This window comes from Herbaspirillum sp. WTB6 (assembly GCF_057457785.1).
In genome coordinates this window covers 3,040,602-3,059,298 of sequence record NZ_CP176522.1, presented here as the reverse complement: position 1 = coordinate 3,059,298, position 18,697 = coordinate 3,040,602, and the positions used below count along the sequence as shown (strand labels likewise).

General features: G+C 63.8%; 16 protein-coding genes and 1 pseudogene. 8 read left to right on the top strand and 9 right to left on the bottom strand.

The genetic code is table 11. The features are described from left to right. The first annotated feature begins 30 nt into the window (after window positions 1-30). A complete protein-coding gene (locus ACK2VC_RS14295) occupies window positions 31-531 on the top strand; it encodes an ElaB/YgaM/YqjD family protein (RefSeq protein ID WP_486731051.1) in 501 nt (166 codons plus the stop codon). Window positions 532-647: 116 nt separating this feature from the next. Here ACK2VC_RS14295 and ACK2VC_RS14290 read toward each other — a convergent pair whose 3' ends face one another. Next, entirely contained in the window at window positions 648-1,145 is a 498-nt protein-coding gene (locus ACK2VC_RS14290; protein ID WP_486731050.1) for a carboxypeptidase regulatory-like domain-containing protein, read from the bottom strand. A 276-nt stretch (window positions 1,146-1,421) separates the two neighbouring features. Here ACK2VC_RS14290 and ACK2VC_RS14285 point away from each other — a divergent pair, with 276 nt between their 5' ends. The 6 genes from ACK2VC_RS14285 to ACK2VC_RS14260 all read left to right on the top strand — a co-directional run bounded on the left by ACK2VC_RS14285 (window position 1,422) and on the right by ACK2VC_RS14260 (window position 7,054). Beyond that, on the top strand, window positions 1,422-2,162 hold the full coding sequence (locus ACK2VC_RS14285; RefSeq protein WP_486731049.1) for a cysteine peptidase family C39 domain-containing protein: 741 nt from the start codon (window positions 1,422-1,424) through the stop codon (window positions 2,160-2,162). Continuing rightward, complete coding sequence (locus ACK2VC_RS14280; RefSeq protein ID WP_486731048.1) at window positions 2,159-3,628, top strand: RimK family protein; 1,470 nt, start codon at window positions 2,159-2,161, stop codon at window positions 3,626-3,628. The genes ACK2VC_RS14285 and ACK2VC_RS14280 overlap by 4 nt, the downstream gene beginning before the upstream one ends. Continuing rightward, window positions 3,625-4,842, top strand: coding sequence for a glutamate-cysteine ligase family protein (locus ACK2VC_RS14275; protein WP_486731047.1), 1,218 nt, complete (start codon window positions 3,625-3,627; stop codon window positions 4,840-4,842). The genes ACK2VC_RS14280 and ACK2VC_RS14275 overlap by 4 nt, the downstream gene beginning before the upstream one ends. Before the next feature lie 12 nt (window positions 4,843-4,854). Continuing rightward, entirely contained in the window at window positions 4,855-5,601 is a 747-nt protein-coding gene (locus ACK2VC_RS14270) for an N-formylglutamate amidohydrolase (protein WP_486731046.1), read from the top strand. A 207-nt stretch (window positions 5,602-5,808) separates the two neighbouring features. Then, entirely contained in the window at window positions 5,809-6,162 is a 354-nt protein-coding gene (locus ACK2VC_RS14265; RefSeq protein WP_486731045.1) for a hypothetical protein, read from the top strand. A gap of 67 nt (window positions 6,163-6,229) precedes the next feature. Next, on the top strand, window positions 6,230-7,054 hold the full coding sequence (locus ACK2VC_RS14260) for a hypothetical protein (RefSeq protein WP_486731044.1): 825 nt from the start codon (window positions 6,230-6,232) through the stop codon (window positions 7,052-7,054). Between the two features lie 51 nt (window positions 7,055-7,105). Here the strand turns inward: ACK2VC_RS14260 and ACK2VC_RS14255 are convergent. The 3 genes and pseudogenes from ACK2VC_RS14255 to dusA form a co-directional block, all read right to left on the bottom strand. Further along, window positions 7,106-8,146 (bottom strand): annotated as a pseudogene (locus ACK2VC_RS14255) (sigma-54 interaction domain-containing protein); the annotation flags it as partial. Between the two features lie 130 nt (window positions 8,147-8,276). Beyond that, window positions 8,277-8,747, bottom strand: a complete 471-nt coding sequence (locus ACK2VC_RS14250; protein WP_486731043.1) for a BON domain-containing protein — start codon at window positions 8,745-8,747, stop codon at window positions 8,277-8,279. 109 nt (window positions 8,748-8,856) lie between these two features. Then, entirely contained in the window at window positions 8,857-9,819 is a 963-nt protein-coding gene (gene dusA, locus ACK2VC_RS14245) for a tRNA dihydrouridine(20/20a) synthase DusA (protein ID WP_486733250.1), read from the bottom strand. Between the two features lie 171 nt (window positions 9,820-9,990). Between dusA and aptA the strand changes: the two genes are divergently transcribed. Beyond that, entirely contained in the window at window positions 9,991-11,349 is a 1,359-nt protein-coding gene (gene aptA / locus ACK2VC_RS14240) for an omega-aminotransferase AptA (RefSeq protein ID WP_486731042.1), read from the top strand. An 81-nt stretch (window positions 11,350-11,430) separates the two neighbouring features. Here aptA and ACK2VC_RS14235 read toward each other — a convergent pair whose 3' ends face one another. The 5 genes from ACK2VC_RS14235 to infB form a co-directional block, all read right to left on the bottom strand. Continuing rightward, on the bottom strand, window positions 11,431-12,336 hold the full coding sequence (locus ACK2VC_RS14235; protein WP_486731041.1) for a DMT family transporter: 906 nt from the start codon (window positions 12,334-12,336) through the stop codon (window positions 11,431-11,433). Between the two features lie 112 nt (window positions 12,337-12,448). Beyond that, entirely contained in the window at window positions 12,449-14,287 is a 1,839-nt protein-coding gene (gene typA / locus ACK2VC_RS14230; RefSeq protein WP_486731040.1) for a translational GTPase TypA, read from the bottom strand. A gap of 110 nt (window positions 14,288-14,397) precedes the next feature. Then, on the bottom strand, window positions 14,398-15,354 hold the full coding sequence (gene truB, locus ACK2VC_RS14225; RefSeq protein ID WP_486731039.1) for a tRNA pseudouridine(55) synthase TruB: 957 nt from the start codon (window positions 15,352-15,354) through the stop codon (window positions 14,398-14,400). A 38-nt stretch (window positions 15,355-15,392) separates the two neighbouring features. After that, window positions 15,393-15,779 carry a 30S ribosome-binding factor RbfA gene (rbfA, locus tag ACK2VC_RS14220; RefSeq protein WP_486731038.1) on the bottom strand — a complete coding sequence of 129 codons (387 nt, stop codon included), beginning with the start codon at window positions 15,777-15,779 and terminating at the stop codon, window positions 15,393-15,395. 101 nt (window positions 15,780-15,880) lie between these two features. Next, window positions 15,881-18,676, bottom strand: coding sequence for a translation initiation factor IF-2 (infB, locus tag ACK2VC_RS14215; RefSeq protein WP_486731037.1), 2,796 nt, complete (start codon window positions 18,674-18,676; stop codon window positions 15,881-15,883). Window positions 18,677-18,697 lie beyond the last annotated feature (21 nt).

The following is an 18,697-nucleotide window of genomic DNA, read 5'->3' as shown; positions in this document are numbered from 1 at the left end:
ACACCGGTTGTAAGGATGTCGGGTACTCCCATGCCCAGCAGGGAACCCAGCGGGCCGGTCAGGCTGGCACGCCGCTTGCGTTTCAACGGACATGGGTTGCGCCTGCGGCGGCCGGCCGCATCGCCGCCGGTTGATGCCCAAGCCATTTTCGAGGAGCAATACGTGGACACATTCCCGCCGCAAGATCCGCATCCCGGATCGACCGAGCGCAATACCGAATCGGAGTCGGCAGCCCATCTAGCCGGCATGGCCCTGCGCGCCGAACTGGCGGATCTGAAAAATGACCTGGACGCGTTGATGTTGCATGAAGCCACCTTGTCGGATGGCGAGTTGAGCGAAGCCTATGCCCGCATCCTGGCCCGACTCGGTGCCTCCAGCGTCAGCGCCCGCGGGGCAGCGCAGGATGCCGGCCCGCAGTTGCCTTCGGCCTACCAAGCCGCCTGCGACCGTGTCAGGCAGCGGCCGCTGCTATCGGTGGCAGCCGTCGCGCTAAGCGGCCTTCTGGCCGGCTGGCTGATGAAGCGCCACTAATTGTTGATTTGTTGAGCACACCGGCAGAATTCGCGGTTTGCAACAATTTATCTGCGTAGCGCCCACCGTTTGTAATTTTTACAAACGATCGTTTTCCGCCCTGGCCAGCGGAGTTCCTAACTACCCGGCGCAGCGTCGGCGGGCGGCGCGGCGCGCTGCATCGAGCGCGGTTGATCGAGTCCGGCCTGCACCGCCGGCCAGACAAACACCAGACGCTTGACACCACGCCCGCCGCCGGCCTGGACGCTCTTGGTCTGCGCATGACCATTGACGGATGCACGGATGCGATAAGCACCGGCTTGCGGCATTTTGACCAGCAGCATCGGACCGTCGCAAGTGGTTTGCAGGATTGGCGTCTCGCCCTTGCCCAGGATGTCGACATTGACATCGGCCAGGTAGCTGCCGTCCTGCGCCGCGAAGGTGGACATCAGGTCGTAATTTCTGGCGGCCTGCTTCATCGCAGCCGACTCATCCAGGCCGACGCCGCCACACAGGTAGGTAACGCCGTTTTCAATTTTCGGCTGCATATCGGTTGTTTCTGGACTGGCCGAGGGCTGGGCCGCCGCCGTATACGCCAGCGTGCACAGCGCCAGAAAGAGTGCACTTGCCTTCATGATCAAACCTCCTTTCATCAGAAAAAAGAATACGCCGCCCGCCGTTCTTGCATGGCAGATACAGCCACTTCAATGGGACAGCGCCAGATGACAAACAATCCGACTAATTTGCAAAAATCATCATCCACGACGCCCGATGGTTGAACTTTTCACCAACCGACGTGGTTCTAAACAGGACTATTTATGGCTTATCCATTGCCAACCAGCCTTGCCAACAGATAACAGCATGCTGAAAAAATTCCGTTGTATCGCGGGCGGTACGCCCGGTGCGTTTCGATGAACGCTGGCCCCGCGTTCCGGCTTGCAGTCGATATCCTGCCGCAACCGGATGAAACCACCTGCGGACCGACCTGCCTGCAGGCGATTTACCGCTACTGGAAGCACGATGAGGCGCTGGCGACGGTGATCGGCCGCACCGGCAAATTCGAGCACGGCGGCACGCTGGCGGTGTTTCTCGCCTGCGATGCCTTGCGCCACGGCTATCGTGCCACGATCTACACCTACAACCTGACCGTATTCGATCCGACCTGGTTTACCGACCTCAGCGTCGATATCGGTGCCCGCCTGGCCTTGCAGCAAGAGGTGAAGGCTGATTACCGCCTGCAATATGCGACCGCGGGCTACCAGGATTTCCTGCGGCTAGGTGGGCGCTTGCGCATGACGCATCTGTCACGCCGCCTGATCCAGGCCATCCTGCGCCGCCAACTGCCGATCCTGACTGGCCTGAGTTCCACCTACCTGTACCGCACCGCGCGCGAATTCGGCCCGAACGACATGCCGGACGACATCCGCGGCTTGCCGGCCGGTCATTTCGTCATCATCGCCGGCTACAACCACCAACACCGCACCGTGCTGGTGATGGATCCGTATCAGCTCAATCCCTACCGCCAGGCTTCGGGCGGCTACTGGATCAGCATCGACCGCGTGATCTGCGCGATCCTGCTCGGCATCGTCACCCATGACGCCAACCTGCTGATCATCCACCCACCCCGAAAGCCGGCGCCGGCCGCATCATGAACAGCCTGCTGGTCGTCAATCATGCGCGCTGCTGGATGTTCGACGGCCCCGCCTTCCCCGCCGCCCGCGTCATGACCGCGCAAGCCTATCTGACCGAACCGGGCCGATTCGACCCTTGCCTCACCAGGATCATCAATCTCGCCACCAACGGCGCTTACCAGGACCGCGCCTGGTACGTCTCGCAATTGGCTGCGGCACGCGGCCAGCAGCCGCTGCCCGACCCGCGCACGCTGGCCGACCTGGCATCGCCGGCCTTGATCCGCCTGCTGACGCCCGCGCTGCAGCCACTGCTGGCGCGCGCACCGACGCCGGCCGGCACCGGCACACTGGAGTTTTACAGCTACTTTGGCCGCACTCCCGAGAAACGCTGGTGCGCGCTGGCAGCGCAAATATTCGCCTTGTTGCCGGCGCCGCTGCTCAAGGTGAGCCTTGCCTTCGACGCCGCCGGCTGGCATCTGGCCGGCGTCGAATGTTGCGACTGCGAGGCCGTGCCGGGCGCGCAGCGCGCTTTCATGCGCGAGGCAGCGGCTGGCTGGCTGCAAGCCTCAGGCATGCCGGGAGCGCGCCGGAAAACCGCCGCGCTGGCCATCCTGCACGACCCGGCAGCCAGCGAACAGCCATCGAATACGCTGGCCTTGCAAAAATTCGTCGGCGCCGCCGAACAGTTGCAGATGCACGCCGAACTGATTACCCGGAAAGACCTTGCGCGGCTACCCGAATTCGATGCGCTGTTCATACGCGCCACCACCCACGTCAACCACTACACCTACCAGGCGGCGCGCCAGGCCGCGCTGCAGGACGCCATCGTGATCGACGATGCCGACTCGATCATCCGCTGCTGCAACAAGATTTATCTGGCTGAACTGCTGGCGCACCACCATATCCGGCAGCCGCGCAGCATGCTGGTGCAGGGCGACAACCTGGAACGGACGCTGCGGCAGGTGATTGCAGCGCTCGGCCTGCCGTGCGTGCTGAAGCAGCCGGACGGTGCCTTCTCGCGCGGCATCCTGAAAGCCGAAACGGCCTCCGCGCTGGAAGCTGGCGCCCGCCGCCTGCTGCAAGACTCGGCGCTGATCCTGGCACAGGAATACCTGCCGACCGCGTTCGACTGGCGCATCGGCATACTCGACCGCCGGCCTTTGTTTGCCTGCAAATATTTCATGGTGCCGGGGCACTGGCAAATCGTGAAGAACGATCGACAAACACTGATCGAGGGCAAAACAGAAGCCTTGCCGATCGCATCCGTGCCGCGCGCGGTGGTGCGCATCGCGCTGCAGGCGGCAAACCTGATCGGGGCCGGCTTTTACGGCGTTGACGTCAAGCAGGTTGGCGCCGAGTGCTACGTGATGGAAATCAATGACAACCCGAACGTGGATGCGGGCCACGAAGACCATGTGCTGCAGGACCAACTGTATCGTGCCGTGATGGCGGTGTTCCGCCAGCGGATTGATGCCGCGCCGCCATGAACGCACCTACTCCTTATCCGCTGTTTTCCGCCTACGGCATCGAACTCGAATACATGATCGTGGCGCGCGATTCGCTCGACGTGCTGCCGATCGCCGACCATTGCCTGACGCAAGCGGTGGCCGGTGGCCAGCCGGCGCCGTTGCTCGAATGGTCGAACGAGTTGGTGCTGCATCTGATCGAAGTCAAGAACCCGAAGCCGCAGGCGCTGGCGCTGCTGCCGGCCGCGTTCCAGGAAGCGGTCCAGGCAATGAACCGCCGCCTGCGCGACTCGGGGGCGCAATTGATGCCGGGCGCGATGCATCCTTGGATGCGGCCGGCACTGGAGGCCCGTCTATGGCCGCATGGTCAGACCGAAATCTACCAAGCCTACGACCGCATTTTCGATTGTCACCGCCACGGCTGGGCCAACCTGCAAAGCATGCACGTCAACCTGCCGTTTGCCAGCGATGCCGAATTCGCGCGGCTGCACGCGGCGCTGCGGCTGCTGCTACCGCTGCTGCCGGCGCTGGCGGCCAGTTCGCCGCTGATGGAGGGCGAAGCGAGCGGCCTGCTCGACACCCGGATGGAGGTCTACCGGCACAATGCCAGTGCCTTTCCGGCAATCACCGGGAGCCTCATCCCGGAGCCGGTCACCGGCAGGCAAGACTATCGGCGACGCATTCTGCAACCGATGTACGACGCCATCGCCGCCGCCGACCCCGAACATGTGCTGCGGCACGAATGGTTGAATTCGCGCGGCGCGATCGCACGCTTCGAACGCAATGCGATCGAGGTTCGGGTGCTCGACGTGCAGGAATGTCCGCTCGCCGATCTGGCGATCGCCGAGATCGTGGTGGCACTGACGAGAAGGCTCTACCACCAGGCTGCCGCCGAGCAGGCGCAATTCGATACCCGGCGCCTGGCGCAGATACTGCAGGCCTGCATCCGCGGTGCGGAAGCGGCGGTGATCGACGATGCTGGCTATCTGGCCTTGCTGGACTTCCCGGCGGCGCGCTGCAGCGCCGGCGACTTATGGCAATACCTGATCGAAACCGTAGCGCCCGCCGAACTCAGCGCTGCCAGCCGCAGCGCGCTGGGCGCGATACAGCGCCATGGGCCGCTGGCGCGGCGCCTGCTGCACGCGCTGAATGGCGACTACCGACCGCAGCAGTTGCGCATGGTGTACCAGGAACTGTGCGATTGCCTGCAGCACGGACGGCAGTTTCTGCCCTGAACGGCTAGCGTCATGGCGCCCGGCAGATTCCTGCTGCTTAGCTGCGAACACGGTGGCTACCGGATTCCGGCGCCCTACCGCGCGCTGTTCCAGGGCCGGCAGGCATGGCTGCGCAGCCACTACGGTTACGACGCCGGCGCCTTGCGTCTGGCGCGCGAGATGGCGGCAGCACTGGACGCGCCACTGTACGCGGCCACCATCAGCCGCCTGCTGATCGATCTGAATCGCTCACCCGCGCATCCGCGCCTGTATTCGACGGCCACCCGCCACCTGGCGCCGGCGCAGCGGCGCGGTATTTTCGAGCAATACTATCTGCCGTACCGTAGTGCGGTCCAGCGCCGGATTGCTACCGCCATCGACGCCGGCCTGCGGGTGCTGCACGTCTCCTGCCACAGCTTCACGCCGGTACTGGACGGCAAGCTGCGCGATGCCGATCTCGGTCTGCTGTACGATCCGGCGCGTGCGGAGGAAGCCACGTTTTGCCGACACTGGCAAGTCGGCCTCAGAGCCGGCTTGCCGGGTCTGAAAATACGGCTCAATGCGCCTTACAAGGGAAGCTCCGATGGCCTCACCTCGTTCCTGCGGCGCCACTTTGACGGCACCCAGTATGTCGGCGTCGAGCTTGAAATCAACCAGCGCCACGTGCTGCGCGGCCAAGCCGGGTGGCTGGCAATGCGGCGCGCGATCGTCGAAAGCCTGCGCGCAACGCTCGCGGCCAGCGAGCGGGATCGCCCGATTGCCGGCACGCTGGCGGCCTGACTCAGGCACAGCCCGTTTGTCCTTGTAATAACTACCAGCCCGCGTAAAAACTACCGCCTTAACCGGGCTATTCTTGCGTGCCGGGCGCCAGCGCTGCGCGATATCGCCGCGCAATCGATCTGGCACATTTACTGCATGCGCAAACACGGGTCACCATCAACCTTATCGGGAGTTCCCATGTTGTCCCTGAACAGATTTCTTCCCTGCATGCTCGCGACGCTTACCCTGCTAGCGCTGACTGCCTGCAGCACCCCGAAGCCCACCGAGATGTCGTCCGCCTCCGCTGCCAGCATGGCGATGAGCGGTGCGACATCGGCCGCCGGCACGGTGCAGGCCGTGGAGCGGGTCGACCAGCAGGATGCCGGCATTGGCGTCGGCACGATCACTGGCGTCGTGGTCGGCCCCGGCATGGGCCAGCGCATGCGCCAGGACGGTCGGGCTTATCGCGTCACGTTGCGGATGGATGACGGCAGCCAGCAGATATTTGCCACCGAAACCGACCCCGGCTTTCGCGTCGGCGACCGGGTGCAGGTAGTGAATGGTGTGGTCCAGCATTACTGAATGGGGATATCCGATATTACCTGCTGGCCCGCGCTCTTAACCTGTTTTCGCGTCAAGGAGAAATCTCATGAGTACACCCGATCGGAATCTGACCGGAGCCTATCGCAACCCGCCTATGGATAGCAGCGCCAACGGCAGGCGTCCATTTTTTTCCGCCTTGCGCTGGGGCGCGGTCCTGGCCGGGGTGGTGGTTGGCGTGGCCCTGCAGATGGCATTGACGCTGCTCGGCGTGGCTACCGGTTTGTCCACGCTGGATGTCGGCCTCTCCGATGCGGCCAGTACCACCTATCCCTTGGTCTGGGCTGGCGTCAGTATGCTGGTCGCCGCCTTCGTCGGCGGCTACGTGGCGGCACGTGCCTCGGGCCTGAAACGCAAGAGCGACGGTCTGCTGCATGGTGCCACCGCCTGGGCCGTGACCACGCTGCTGTTCGTCATGCTGGCGGCATCGACCGGCGGCAGCATGCTGGGCGGCATCTTCGGCACCATGGGGGAAGCGATGAACCAGTCCGCCACGAATGGCGCGGCGGGCAGCCTGCTGAGCCGGCAATTTGGCAATGTCGATCCCGGCATCGCCGAACGCTTTGAACGCCAGATCCAGGCCGGCAACCGCAACGACGCGATACAGTTGCTGATCGGCTCCCTCAACATGGATCCGCAGCGCGCCGCCAGCATCGTCGATCAGGCCTTGATCGCCGCCGGCTCGACCGAGCAGGCCTCGCCGCAGGGAAGGGCTGCGGCAAACCGCTCGGTACAAATGGCTTCCGGCACCGCCTGGATGATCTTTGGCGCGATGGCGCTGTCATTGGCCTTGGGCATGAGCGGCGGCCTACTCGGTGCCAGCGGTACCCGCCGCATGGTCTGGAGCGGCGGCTCGGTGGCGCAGGCGGCCTGATTCGTTGCTTCACCGCCGGGAGCCGCCGGGCGGTGAGGACAGCCCGGGGATCTAGTCCCTGGCGTCGTCCGCAAGCGGCAGTGCCGCCTTGGAACGGCCATATTCTTCCAGCCGGTTGTACAAGGTTTTCAAGCTGATGCCCAAGATATCGGCGGCTCTTTTCTTGACGCCGGCACACATTTCCAGCGTGGCGAAAATCAGCCGGCGATCGGCCTCGGCCAGCGAGACACCGACCGCAATCGACAGCGTCAGCCCGGGCGGCGGTTCGGTCGCCTCGAGCGGCGTCAGCAGCACACTGTCAATCGTGCGGTCGGCCAGGATGAATGCGCGCTGAATATGGTTGCGCAGTTCGCGCACGTTGCCCGGCCAGTGATAGCCAGCCAACGCCGCGGCGGCGCCCGGAGCCATGCATTTGTCGGCGCCGTGAGCGCCGTTGAACTGATCCAGGAAATACTGCGCCAGCAACTCGATATCGTCTGCGCGTTCGCGCAAGGGTGGAATTTGCAGCGGAAATACATTCAGCCGATGGTACAGGTCGAGGCGCAGCGCACCCAGCGCCACTGCCTCGCGCGGGTCGCGGTTGCTGGCGGCGATGATCCGCACATCGGTTTCCAGTTCCTGGTGGCCGCCGATACGCATGAAGGAACCGCTCTCGAGCACCCGCAGCAACTTGACCTGCAACTCGATCGGCATCTCGGCGATCTCATCGAGGAACAGCGTGCCGCCGCTGGCGCGCTCGAAATAGCCCTTATGCTGCCGGTCGGCGCCGGTGAAGCTGCCTTTTTCGTGCCCGAAAATTTCGCTTTCAATCAACTGCGGCGAAATGGCGCCGCAATTCACCGGCAGGAAAATCTGCTTTTGGCGCAGACTCAGGTCGTGTATCGTCCGCGCCGCCAATTCCTTGCCGGTACCGCTTTCGCCGAGCAGCAATACCGAAGCTTCGGTTGGCGCCACCCGGCCGATCTGCGCATACAGTTTTTGCATCGCCGGCGAGGTCCCGCGCATCGCGCCAAAATGGCCAAGCCGGCATAGTTCACCGCGCAGCGCCCCGACTTCAGTTGTCAAGCCGGCCGCGCGCGGCACGCGCGCCAGCCGCTCGCGGGTATCGGAATCATTGTCCACAATCAATACATGCGGCATGCTTTCCTATCCCAGGTTGCGTCGCCACGCGGCCCCATCCGCGCCGCCATCCCGGTGCGCGGAAGCGGAAAAACCGTGGGCGTCAGCCGGCCTTGGCGGTCAACTTGTTGTCGACGTTCTTGACACCTTCGATGCCGCGCGCAATCCCCACCGCCTTGTCGATCTGCGCCTGACTAGCGACCGTGCCGCTCAAGGTGACGTCGCCCTTCGAGGTCTCGACATGGATATCGGTGCCCTTGACCTCGCTGTCTTCCACCAGCGCAGCCTTGACCTTGGTAGTAATCACGGTATCGTCCACTGCGCCGCCGGCCGCTGCCGCCATGTCAGAAGCCGCCGACGACATGCTGCCGGGACTGGCTGTGGAGCTTTCCGGTGCGGCGGCGGGAGCGGGTGACGGCGGCGCGCTGGCGTCCGGAGCAGGTGCGGCTGGCGCGCCGGTGTTGGCACCTGGAGCGGCATCACTGCCGGTATTGCGCTGGCAGCCGGCGAGCAACATGCCAAGGACAGTCATTGCCAGGAGGCATTTCGCGTTTCTGCTGAATAGCACAGTCATTTTTGTTCCTTTCAGAGATCGTGGGCACGTTTAGTGCCTCCTGATCTTGACCGCGATCTTTTCCATTAGTTCTTATGCAAGTATTGGCGCCATCGGAACCCAATGCGCTTCAGGCCGCCAAGCGCTGGCTGTGCGCCCACGCCCGCAGCAGCAGGCCGGGGTCGGCCGTGGCCAGCAGTTTCGGGTCGGACAACATCTGCCGGAAGGCGCGCGCGCCTGGCGTGCCGGCGGTCAAGCCCAGCATGTGGCGGGTGATGCTGTTCAGCTTCGGGCCGGAGCCGCCCTGGCGCGCCCGCCGCAACTGGTTTTCGATGTAAGGCAGCAGCGCCTGCAGCACTTCGGCGCGCGACTTCGGCTCTGCGCTGTCGGCGTAATAGCGCTGGTCGAAGGCCGCCATCAGATACGGGTTGTGATACGCCTCGCGCCCCAGCATCACGCCATCCACATGCTGCAGATGGGCATCGATCTCGGCCAGCGTCTTGATGCCGCCGTTGATGATGATTTCCAGGTGCGGGAAATCGCGCTTCAGGCGATAGGCGAACTCGTAGCGCAACGGCGGAATCTCGCGGTTTTCCTTCGGGCTCAGGCCTTTCAGGATCGCGTTGCGGGCGTGCACGATGAAGGTTGTGCAGCCGGCAGCGGCAATCGTGCCGACGAAATCGCGCACAAAATCATAGGAATCGACCGCGTCGATGCCGATCCGGTGCTTGACCGTGATATCGATTGCGACCGCATCGCGCATCGCCTTGACACAATCGGCAACCAGTTGCGGCTCCGCCATCAGGCAGGCGCCGAAGGCTCCTTTCTGTACGCGCTCGGAGGGGCAGCCGCAGTTCAGGTTGATCTCGTCATAGCCCCACTGTTCGCCCAGTTTGGCGCTCCTGGCCAGATCGGCCGGCTCGCTGCCCCCCAGTTGCAGGGCGACCGGATGTTCCTCCTGATTGAAATCCAGGTGGCGCGGCAAGTCGCCATACAGCAAGGCGCCGGTGGTCACCATTTCGGTGTATAGCCAGGTATGGCGGGTGATCTGGCGATGGAAGACGCGGCAATGGCGGTCGGTCCAATCCATCATCGGCGCCACCGAAAGGCGGCGCGCGGGCAACTTGGTGGGATTCAAGGCGGTGAGTCGCGGCAAAAGCAATATTGTACCGGCATCGGTTACGCCACGCCCTACCGAAACGGCGCCAAACGGTCTACCATAGGGGTGTGCTTGATCCATCATTTCACCAATAAAGGAGCAGCCATGCCGAATCCCAGCAGCCTGAATACCGATCATTTCTGGATGCCGTTCACCGCCAATCGCCAGTTCAAGCGCGCCCCGCGCCTGCTGGCGGCCGCGTCCGGGATGCACTACACCAGCGACGACGGGCGCCAGATTCTGGACGGCACCGCCGGCCTGTGGTGCGTCAATGCCGGCCACGGGCATCCAAAGATCGTCGCCGCGATCCAGCAACAGGCGGCGACGATGGATTTTGCGCCGACCTTCCAGATGGGCCATCCGAAGGCCTTCGAAGCCGCCAGCGCGCTGGTCTCGATCGCGCCGGAGGGATTGAACCGGGTGTTTTTCTGCAACGACGGTTCGGAAGGGGTCGATACCGCGCTGAAGATTGCGCTGGCCTATCACCGGGTGCGCGGCGACGGCCTGAAGACACGCCTGATCGGGCGCGAGCGCGGCTATCACGGGGTCGGCTTCGGCGGCATTTCGGTCGGCGGCATCGCCGGCAACCGCAAGCATTTCGGCCCGGCGCTGCCGGCGGTCGACCATCTGCGCCATCCGCTGAATATCCAGAAAAATGCCTTCACGCGCGGACTGCCGGAACACGGCGCGGAAATGGCCGATGAGTTCGAGCAGCGCGTGCTGGCGCTGCACGATCCGGCCACGGTGGCGGCGCTGATCGTGGAGCCGGTGCAGGGTTCGACCGGCGTCATCCTGCCGCCCAAGGGCTATCTGCAAAAGCTGCGCGCGATTTGCGACAAGTACGGCATCCTGCTGATTTTCGACGAAGTGATCACCGGTTTCGGCCGCCTCGGCGCGCCGTTCGCCGCCGATTATTTCGGCGTGGTGCCAGACATGATCGTCTGCGCCAAGGGCCTGACCAACGCCGCGGTGCCGATGGGCGCAGTGCTGGTGCGCCAGGACATCCACGATACCTTCATGGGGGCGGCGCCGGAAAACGCGATCGAGTTTTATCACGGCTACACCTACAGCGCCCATCCGCTGGCGGCGGCGGCGGCGGTGGCGACCATCGACGTTCTGAAGAGCGAACACCTGTTCGACCGCGCAGCGGCAATGGCGCCGTATTTCGAAGAGGCGGCGCACAGCCTGAAGGGCCTCCCCTATGTGAAGGACATCCGCAATCTGGGCCTGGTGTGCGGCATCGAGCTGGAGCCGATTCCGGGCCAGCCGACCGCGCGCGCCTTCGATGTCTTCCTCAAATGCTTCTGGGACAAGGGCGTGCTGATCCGCACCACCGGCGACATCATCGCGCTGTCGCCGCCGCTGATCATCGAAAAAAACCAGATCGATCAACTGTTCGGGGCGATTGCCGACATCCTGAAAACGCAGAGCGCAGTGGGCGCCAAGCAATCGGCGCTGGCCTGACCCGACCACGCCGAGGTTCAACAAAAAACCGCCGTTCGGCGGTTTTTTATCGGTTGGCAGCAAACTCCGCAGACGCAGGGCTCAAACGGTGGAATTGCCGGCCAGCACCCGACTGCCGCCGCGCAGCGCCGCCATTTCATTGCCGACCAATGCGGTCAGCACGATCGCGCCGCCGACCAGGGTTTGCTGCAGTGGCGTTTCGCCGGCCCCGAGCCAGGCCCAGAGCGGCCCCAGCAAGACTTCGATCAGCGCCAGCAGCGACAGCTCCGGCGCCGACAGCGAGCGCGCCGCGATTACCATCAGCATGCAGGGAAATCCAAGCTGGAAGAAGCCGAGCGTGGCCAGGATGCCGAGATCGTGCGCCGACACCTGCAGCGGCCATGCCAGCGGCAGCATCAGCAGCGCCGAGAACACGCCGCCGAGCAGCACCGCCGGAATCAGGTCGATCGCCTGCCCGGATTTTTTCAGCGTGATGACGTTGATCGATGCCGCCAGCGGCACGCCGAGCGCAATCGTCATCCCGGCCAGCTCGCGCGCGCCGACCTGCGCCAGGCTGCCGGCAAACATCCAGACCATACCGACCAGCGCCACCAGGATCGCCAGCCAGGTGCGCGGCGCAATCTGCTGGCGCAGGAATATCCATGCCAGCAATGCGGTCAGCAAGGGAGAGACGCTCATCACGATCAGCGTATTGGCGACCGTGGTCATGGTCAGAGCGATCATGAAGCAGCAAAACATCACGCACCACATCAGCCCGGAAACCAGGCCCGGCTTGCCCAGTCGAAGCAACACCGTCAGCGCCCGGCCGCGCTGCTGCCAGGCCAGCGCCGCCGCCACGAACAGGGCGGCAAACACGCTACGCCAGAATGTGACTTCAAAACCCTGCGCATTTTCCAGGTGACGCGTCAGCACGCCGGCCATGCTCCACAAGGTGGCGGCGCACACCATCAGCAAAACGGCACGGGAATGCGGTGTTAAAAGCGGCATGCAAGCACTGTTCCGGCGCGGATACTCCCGATATAGACCGTTAATACCGGGCGTAAAACGTATGATTTTTCAATATACCCTCAGGTTTACAGAAACCTGATGGGGAAAGCGGTCAGGCCGCTTCGCGCGATGCCTTCTTGCGTTCGTGTTCCTTCAGGTGACGCTTGCGCAGGCGTATGCTTTTCGGCGTGATCTCGACCAGTTCGTCGTCCTCGATGAACTCGACCGCGTATTCCAGCGACATCTGGATCGGCGGCACCAGGCGCACCGCCTCGTCGGTACCGGAGGCGCGCACGTTGGTCAATTGCTTACCCTTGATCGGATTCACCACCAGGTCGTTGTCGCGCGAGTGGATGCCGATGATCATGCCTTCGTACACCGGGTCGTTGTGCACCACAAACATGCGGCCGCGATCCTGCAGCTTCCACAGCGCGTAGGCCACCGCCATCCCGTCTTCCTGCGAAATCAGCACGCCGTTGCGGCGCCCGGCCAGATCGCCCTTGCTGGCATCGACCACCGCGTATTCATCGAAAATGTGGCTCATCAGACCGGTACCGCGCGTCAGGTTCATGAACTCGCCTTGGAAGCCGATCAGGCCGCGCGCCGGAATCTTGTATTCCAGGCGCACCCGGCCCTTGCCGTCCGCCTGCATGTCCTGCAGGTCGCCGCGGCGCCGTCCGAGTTCTTCCATTACCCCGCCCTGGTGCGCTTCCTCGACGTCGATCGAGAGTAGCTCGAACGGCTCGTGGCGCACGCCATCGACCATCTTGAACACCACGCGCGGGCGCGATACCGCCAGTTCGAAGCCTTCGCGCCGCATGTTTTCGATCAGGATCGTCAGATGCAGCTCGCCGCGGCCGGAGACCTCGAACGTGGTGTCGTCATCGGTCGGCGCCACCCGCAGCGCGACGTTCGACTTCAGCTCGCGCTCCAGGCGGTCGCGCAACTGGCGGCTGGTGACGAACTTGCCTTCGCGGCCGGCCAGCGGCGAGCTGTTGACCATGAAATTCATGGTCAGCGTCGGTTCGTCCACCTTCAGCATCGGCAGCGCGTCCGGCGTATCGGCGGCGCACACGGTGGTGCCGATGCCGAGCTCCTCGATGCCGTTGATCAGCACGATGTCTCCCGCCACCGCCTCGTCCACCAGCTTGCGCTCCAGGCCCTTGAAGGTCAGCACCTGGTTGATACGAGCCTTGCTCGGCGTATCGTCCGGGCCGTTCATGATAACCACGTCCTGCAGCGGACGCGCGCGGCCGCGGCTGATGCGGCCGATGCCGATCTTGCCGACGTAGGAGGAATAATCGAGCGAGCAAATCTGCAATTGCAGCGGGCCGTCCGGATCGTCGTCGCGCACCGGCACGTGCTGCAGGATCGCGTTGAACAGCGGCTTCAGGTCGCCGCTGCGCACCTCGGCGTTGAGGCCGGCGTAGCCGTTCAGGCCGGAGGCGTACACCACCGGGAAATCCAGTTGTTCCTCGGTCGCGCCCAGCTTGTCGAACAATTCGAAAGTGGCGTTGATCACCCAGTCCGGACGCGCGCCGGGGCGGTCGATCTTGTTGATCACGACGATCGGCTTCAGGCCCAGCGCCAGCGCCTTGCGCGTGACGAAACGGGTCTGCGGCATCGGCCCCTCGACCGCATCCACCAGCAGCAGCACCGAATCGACCATCGACAGCACGCGCTCGACCTCGCCGCCAAAATCGGCGTGGCCCGGGGTATCGACGATGTTGATATGGGTGCCTTCATACTCGACCGCGCAGTTCTTCGACAGGATCGTGATGCCGCGCTCTTTTTCCAGGTCGCCGGAATCCATCACGCGCGTGTCGACGTGCTGGTTGTCGCGGAAAGTACCGGCCTGGCGCAGCAACTGGTCGACCATGGTGGTCTTGCCGTGATCGACGTGGGCAATGATGGCGATATTACGAATGGCGGCGCGGATTGGGTTTGACATGATAGGCAGGGAAAATTCGGTTAGCCTGAGATTCTAGCATGTTGCGCCGCAAAACCCCGAAATCCTTTTACCGCTCCGGTACCCGACCATGCCGGGAAAGGAAAATGAAATCAATCACTTGCGCTCAATACCGGAGCATCGGGCGGCAGCGCCAGCAGTCGTTCCGGCAACAGCACGCCGTGTTCAGCCAGGATCGCGGTACCGAGAAACGCGCCTGCTTCGGCATAGACGCGCATCCGTCCGGCAGTTGCTGGAACCGGCAACCCTTCCTTGCCCAACGCCAAGCGCTGGCCGTGCAGAAAACGCGTTGCCAGCGCGGCCGACAGTTGCAGTGCCGGAAACGTGCCAACCAACGTGTCGGCCGGCGCCAACAGCCGCACCCGCTCGGCCGGCGACTGCGCGGCCATCTGCTCCAGCGTGATCGCCTGCGCCACCGTCAGCGCGCCGACCGCGGTCCGGCGCAGCGCCCGCAAATGGGCGCCGCAACCGAGCGCGGCGCCGATGTCTTCGCCCAGCACGCGGATGTAGGTGCCCTTGCTGCAGGTGACGCGCAGGCTCAGCAGTGGCGCCTGGTAATCCAGGCATTCGAGGCGATGGATCACGACCTCGCGCGGCTCGCGCTCGAGCGTGATGCCCGCGCGCGCATATTCGTACAAGGGCTTGCCGTCGCGCTTCAAGGCTGAATGCATCGGCGGAATCTGCCTGATCGGACCGCGAAAGCGCTCCAATACCGCTTCGATCTCGGCGGCGCCAACCGTCACCGGGCGACTCGCCAATATCTCGCCTTCGGTGTCGCCGGTGGCTGTGCGCACGCCAAGCTGCACCACCGTTTCGTAGGTTTTGTCCGCGTCCAGCAGGTCCTGGGCGAACTTGGTCGCTTCACCGAAGCACAAGGGCAGCAAGCCGGTGGCAAACGGATCCAGGGTGCCGGTGTGGCCGGCTTTCCTGGCGTTCAGCAAACGCTTGGCCTTGATCAGCGCATCGTTGCTGGAGCCGCCGGCGGCCTTGTCCAGCAGCAGCACGCCATCGATCGCGTCCCTGCTATTTTTGCGGGAGATTTGCATCATGATGAATGGACAATGCGGCGTCACCTGCCGCCGCATTGCTAATCGCTTGAATCCTTGGCGCGGGTGGCGTTCGCCTCGTCGATCAGACGCGCCATCTGAATGCCGCGTACGGTCGAGGTATCGTGCACGAAATGCAGTTCCGGCAAGGTATGAATCGTCAGCCGGCGGCCCAGTTGCATGCGCAGGAATCCGGCCGCCTGGCGCAAGCCGTTGATGGTGCTGTTCACTACCGCCGGCTGGTCCGCCAGCGTCGTGAAATACACCTTGGCGTGCGCATAATCCGGCGTCACCTGCACTTCGGTGATGGTAATCATCCCGACGCGCGGGTCTTTCAGCTCGAAGGCTATGATTTCCGACAGATCGCGCTGGATCTGCTCGGCCACGCGCAGGCCGCGCTGCGGAATCGATTTACTGTGTTTCGCCATGTTCGTCACCTTAAACAACGCAGCCCGGACGAAGGGGCCGTATGCGGCACTCCATCCGGGCTGCAACAACCGGCCCGCCATGACCGTCTACGAAAAGCGGCCTACAGCGTGCGGGCGACTTCCTGAACTTCGAAAATCTCCAGCTGATCGCCTTCCTTGATGTCGTTGAAATTCTTCAGCGACAAACCGCACTCGAAACCGGCCTTGACTTCCTTGACGTCGTCCTTGAAGCGCTTCAGCGAATCGAGTTCGCCGGTCCAGAGTACGACATTGTCGCGCAGCAGGCGTACCGAGGAGCCGCGCTTGACCAGGCCGTCCAGCACATAGCAGCCGGCGATCGCCCCGACCTTGCTGACATGGAACACCTGGCGGATTTCGACCAGCCCCAGGGTCTGCTCGCGCTTCTCGGGCGCCAGCATGCCGGACAGGGCGGCCTTGATCTCGTCCACCGCATCGTAAATGATGTTGTAGTACCGGATGTCGATGCCGCTCGCTTCGGCCAGCTTGCGCGCCGACGCGTCGGCGCGCGTGTTGAAGCCGATGATGACCGCTTTCGACGCCACCGCGAGGTTGACATCGGATTCGCTGATGCCGCCGACGCCGGCGTGTACCACCTGCACCCGCACTTCCGCGGTGGACAGTTTCTGCAGGGATTGCACCAGCGCTTCCTGCGAACCCTGGACGTCGGTCTTGATGATCAGCGGCAAGTTCTGCACTTCACCTTCGGCCATCTGCTCGAACATGTTTTCCAGCTTGGCCGCCTGCTGCTTGGCCAGCTTGACATCGCGGAACTTGCCTTGGCGGAACAAGCCGATCTCGCGCGCCTTGCGCTCGTCGGCCATCACCATCACGTCTTCGCCCGCCACCGGCACCTCGGTCAGGCCCTGGATCTCGACCGGGATCGAAGGGCCGGCTTCGGCGATGTTCTTGCCATTTTCGTCCAGCATCGCCCGCACCCGTCCGTAGGACGAGCCGGCCAGCACGACGTCGCCGCGCTTCAAGGTACCGGACTGCACCAGGATGGTCGCCACCGGACCACGCCCCTTGTCCAGCCTGGCTTCAATCACCAGACCCTTGGCCGGAGCATCGACCGGCGCCTTCAGTTCCAGCACTTCAGCCTGCAGCAACACCTGCTCCAGCAGCGCGTCGATCCCGTCGCCGGTTTTGGCCGAGACCGGGACGAACGGCGAGTCGCCGCCGTATTCTTCCGGCACCACGTTTTCCGCAACCAGCTCCTGCTTGACCCGATCCGGGTTCGCGGTCGGCTTGTCGATTTTGGTAATCGCCACCACCAGCGGCACGCCAGCCGCCTTTGCGTGTGCGATCGCCTCCTTAGTCTGCGGCATCACGCCGTCGTCTGATGCCACCACCAGGATCACGATGTCGGTCGCCTGCGCGCCGCGGGCGCGCATCGCGGTGAACGCTTCGTGTCCCGGCGTATCGAGGAAGGTAACGATGCCGCGCGGCGTCTTGACGTGATAGGCGCCGATATGCTGGGTAATGCCGCCAGCCTCGCCGGAAGCAACCTTGGTGCGGCGGATATAGTCCAGCAGCGAGGTCTTGCCGTGATCGACGTGACCCATGACGGTCACCACCGGTGCGCGCGGCAGCGCTTCCACGTCGGCGTGCGCCTGCCCTTCCTCGAGCATGGCTTCCGGATCGTCGAGCTTGGCCGCGTGCGCGACATGACCCATTTCTTCCACCAGGATCATCGCGGTTTCCTGGTCCAGCACCTGGTTGATGGTGACCATCTGTCCCAGCTTCATCAGGTGCTTGATGACCTCGGATGCCTTGACCGCCATCTTGTGCGCGAGCTCGGCCACCACGATGGTTTCCGGCACGTACACGTCCTTGACCACGGCCTCGGTCGGCGCCTGGAAATTGCTTTCATGGGCCTCGCCATGATGACTGCCGCGGCGCCCCTTGGGACCGGCGCGCCAGCCTTCGCGGCCGCCACCCGCGTTACCGCGGGTCTTGATGCCGAGGCCACGTTTCTTGGCGTCGTCCTGCCAGGTAGACGAGACGTTGGCCGATTTGATCGACTTCTTGTCGGCCACCACTGGTTTTTTCTCGTCCTTCTTCTCGCCGGGTTTCTTGTCGCCTGGCCGGTGCAAGGTGCCGTCAGGCCCCTTGGCCGCAGCCGCCGGTGCCGGCGGCTCGGGCGCCTTGATGACCTTGCGCGGCGTACTCATCATCAGCTTGATCTGCGCAACTTCGTCCTCGACCATCTTGCGCGCACGCTCGGTGGCCGCAGCCTTTTCCGCCGCTTCCTTGGCCAGCAGGGCGGATTTTTTCTTGTTTTCCTCGGCAGCAATCCGCTTCTTCTCTTCGGCCGAAGTCTCAACTCCCTTGGTCTCGCCCAGAGGCTCGGCAGCGGCCTGCTGCGCCGCGATTTCCGCCTTCTCGACCTCCTGCGCCCGAGCCAGTTTTTCCGCTTCCAGCTTTGCCAGGCGCTCCTGCTTCTCGCGCAAATCGGCTTCCTGACGCGCGATCAGTTCCGCCTGACGGCGCGCCTCCTCGGCACGCCGCTCCTGTTCCGCCTCATCAATCACCGGCGCGGCCGCAACCACCGGCGCCTCCTCGGCAACCGGCTCATCGCGTTTGATGAAGGTGCGCTTCTTGCGCACTTCGACCTGAATCGTGCGCGACTTGCCAGTGGCGTCGGCCTGCTTGATCTCGCTGGTTTCCTTGCGCGTCAGGGTGATTTTCCGCTTCTCGCCTTCGGCTCCGGTGCCATGCGCGCGCCGCAGATGCTCGAGCAGCTTGTCCTTGTCCTGTTTCGACAATACGTCCTCCGCCGAGTCCTTTTCGACCCCGGCCGAGCGTAACTGCTTGAGCAGAAGATCCGCCGGCATTTTCAGCTCGGTGGCAAATTGGGCTACATTGTTACTCGCCATTCAGTCCTCTTTTCTATGTGG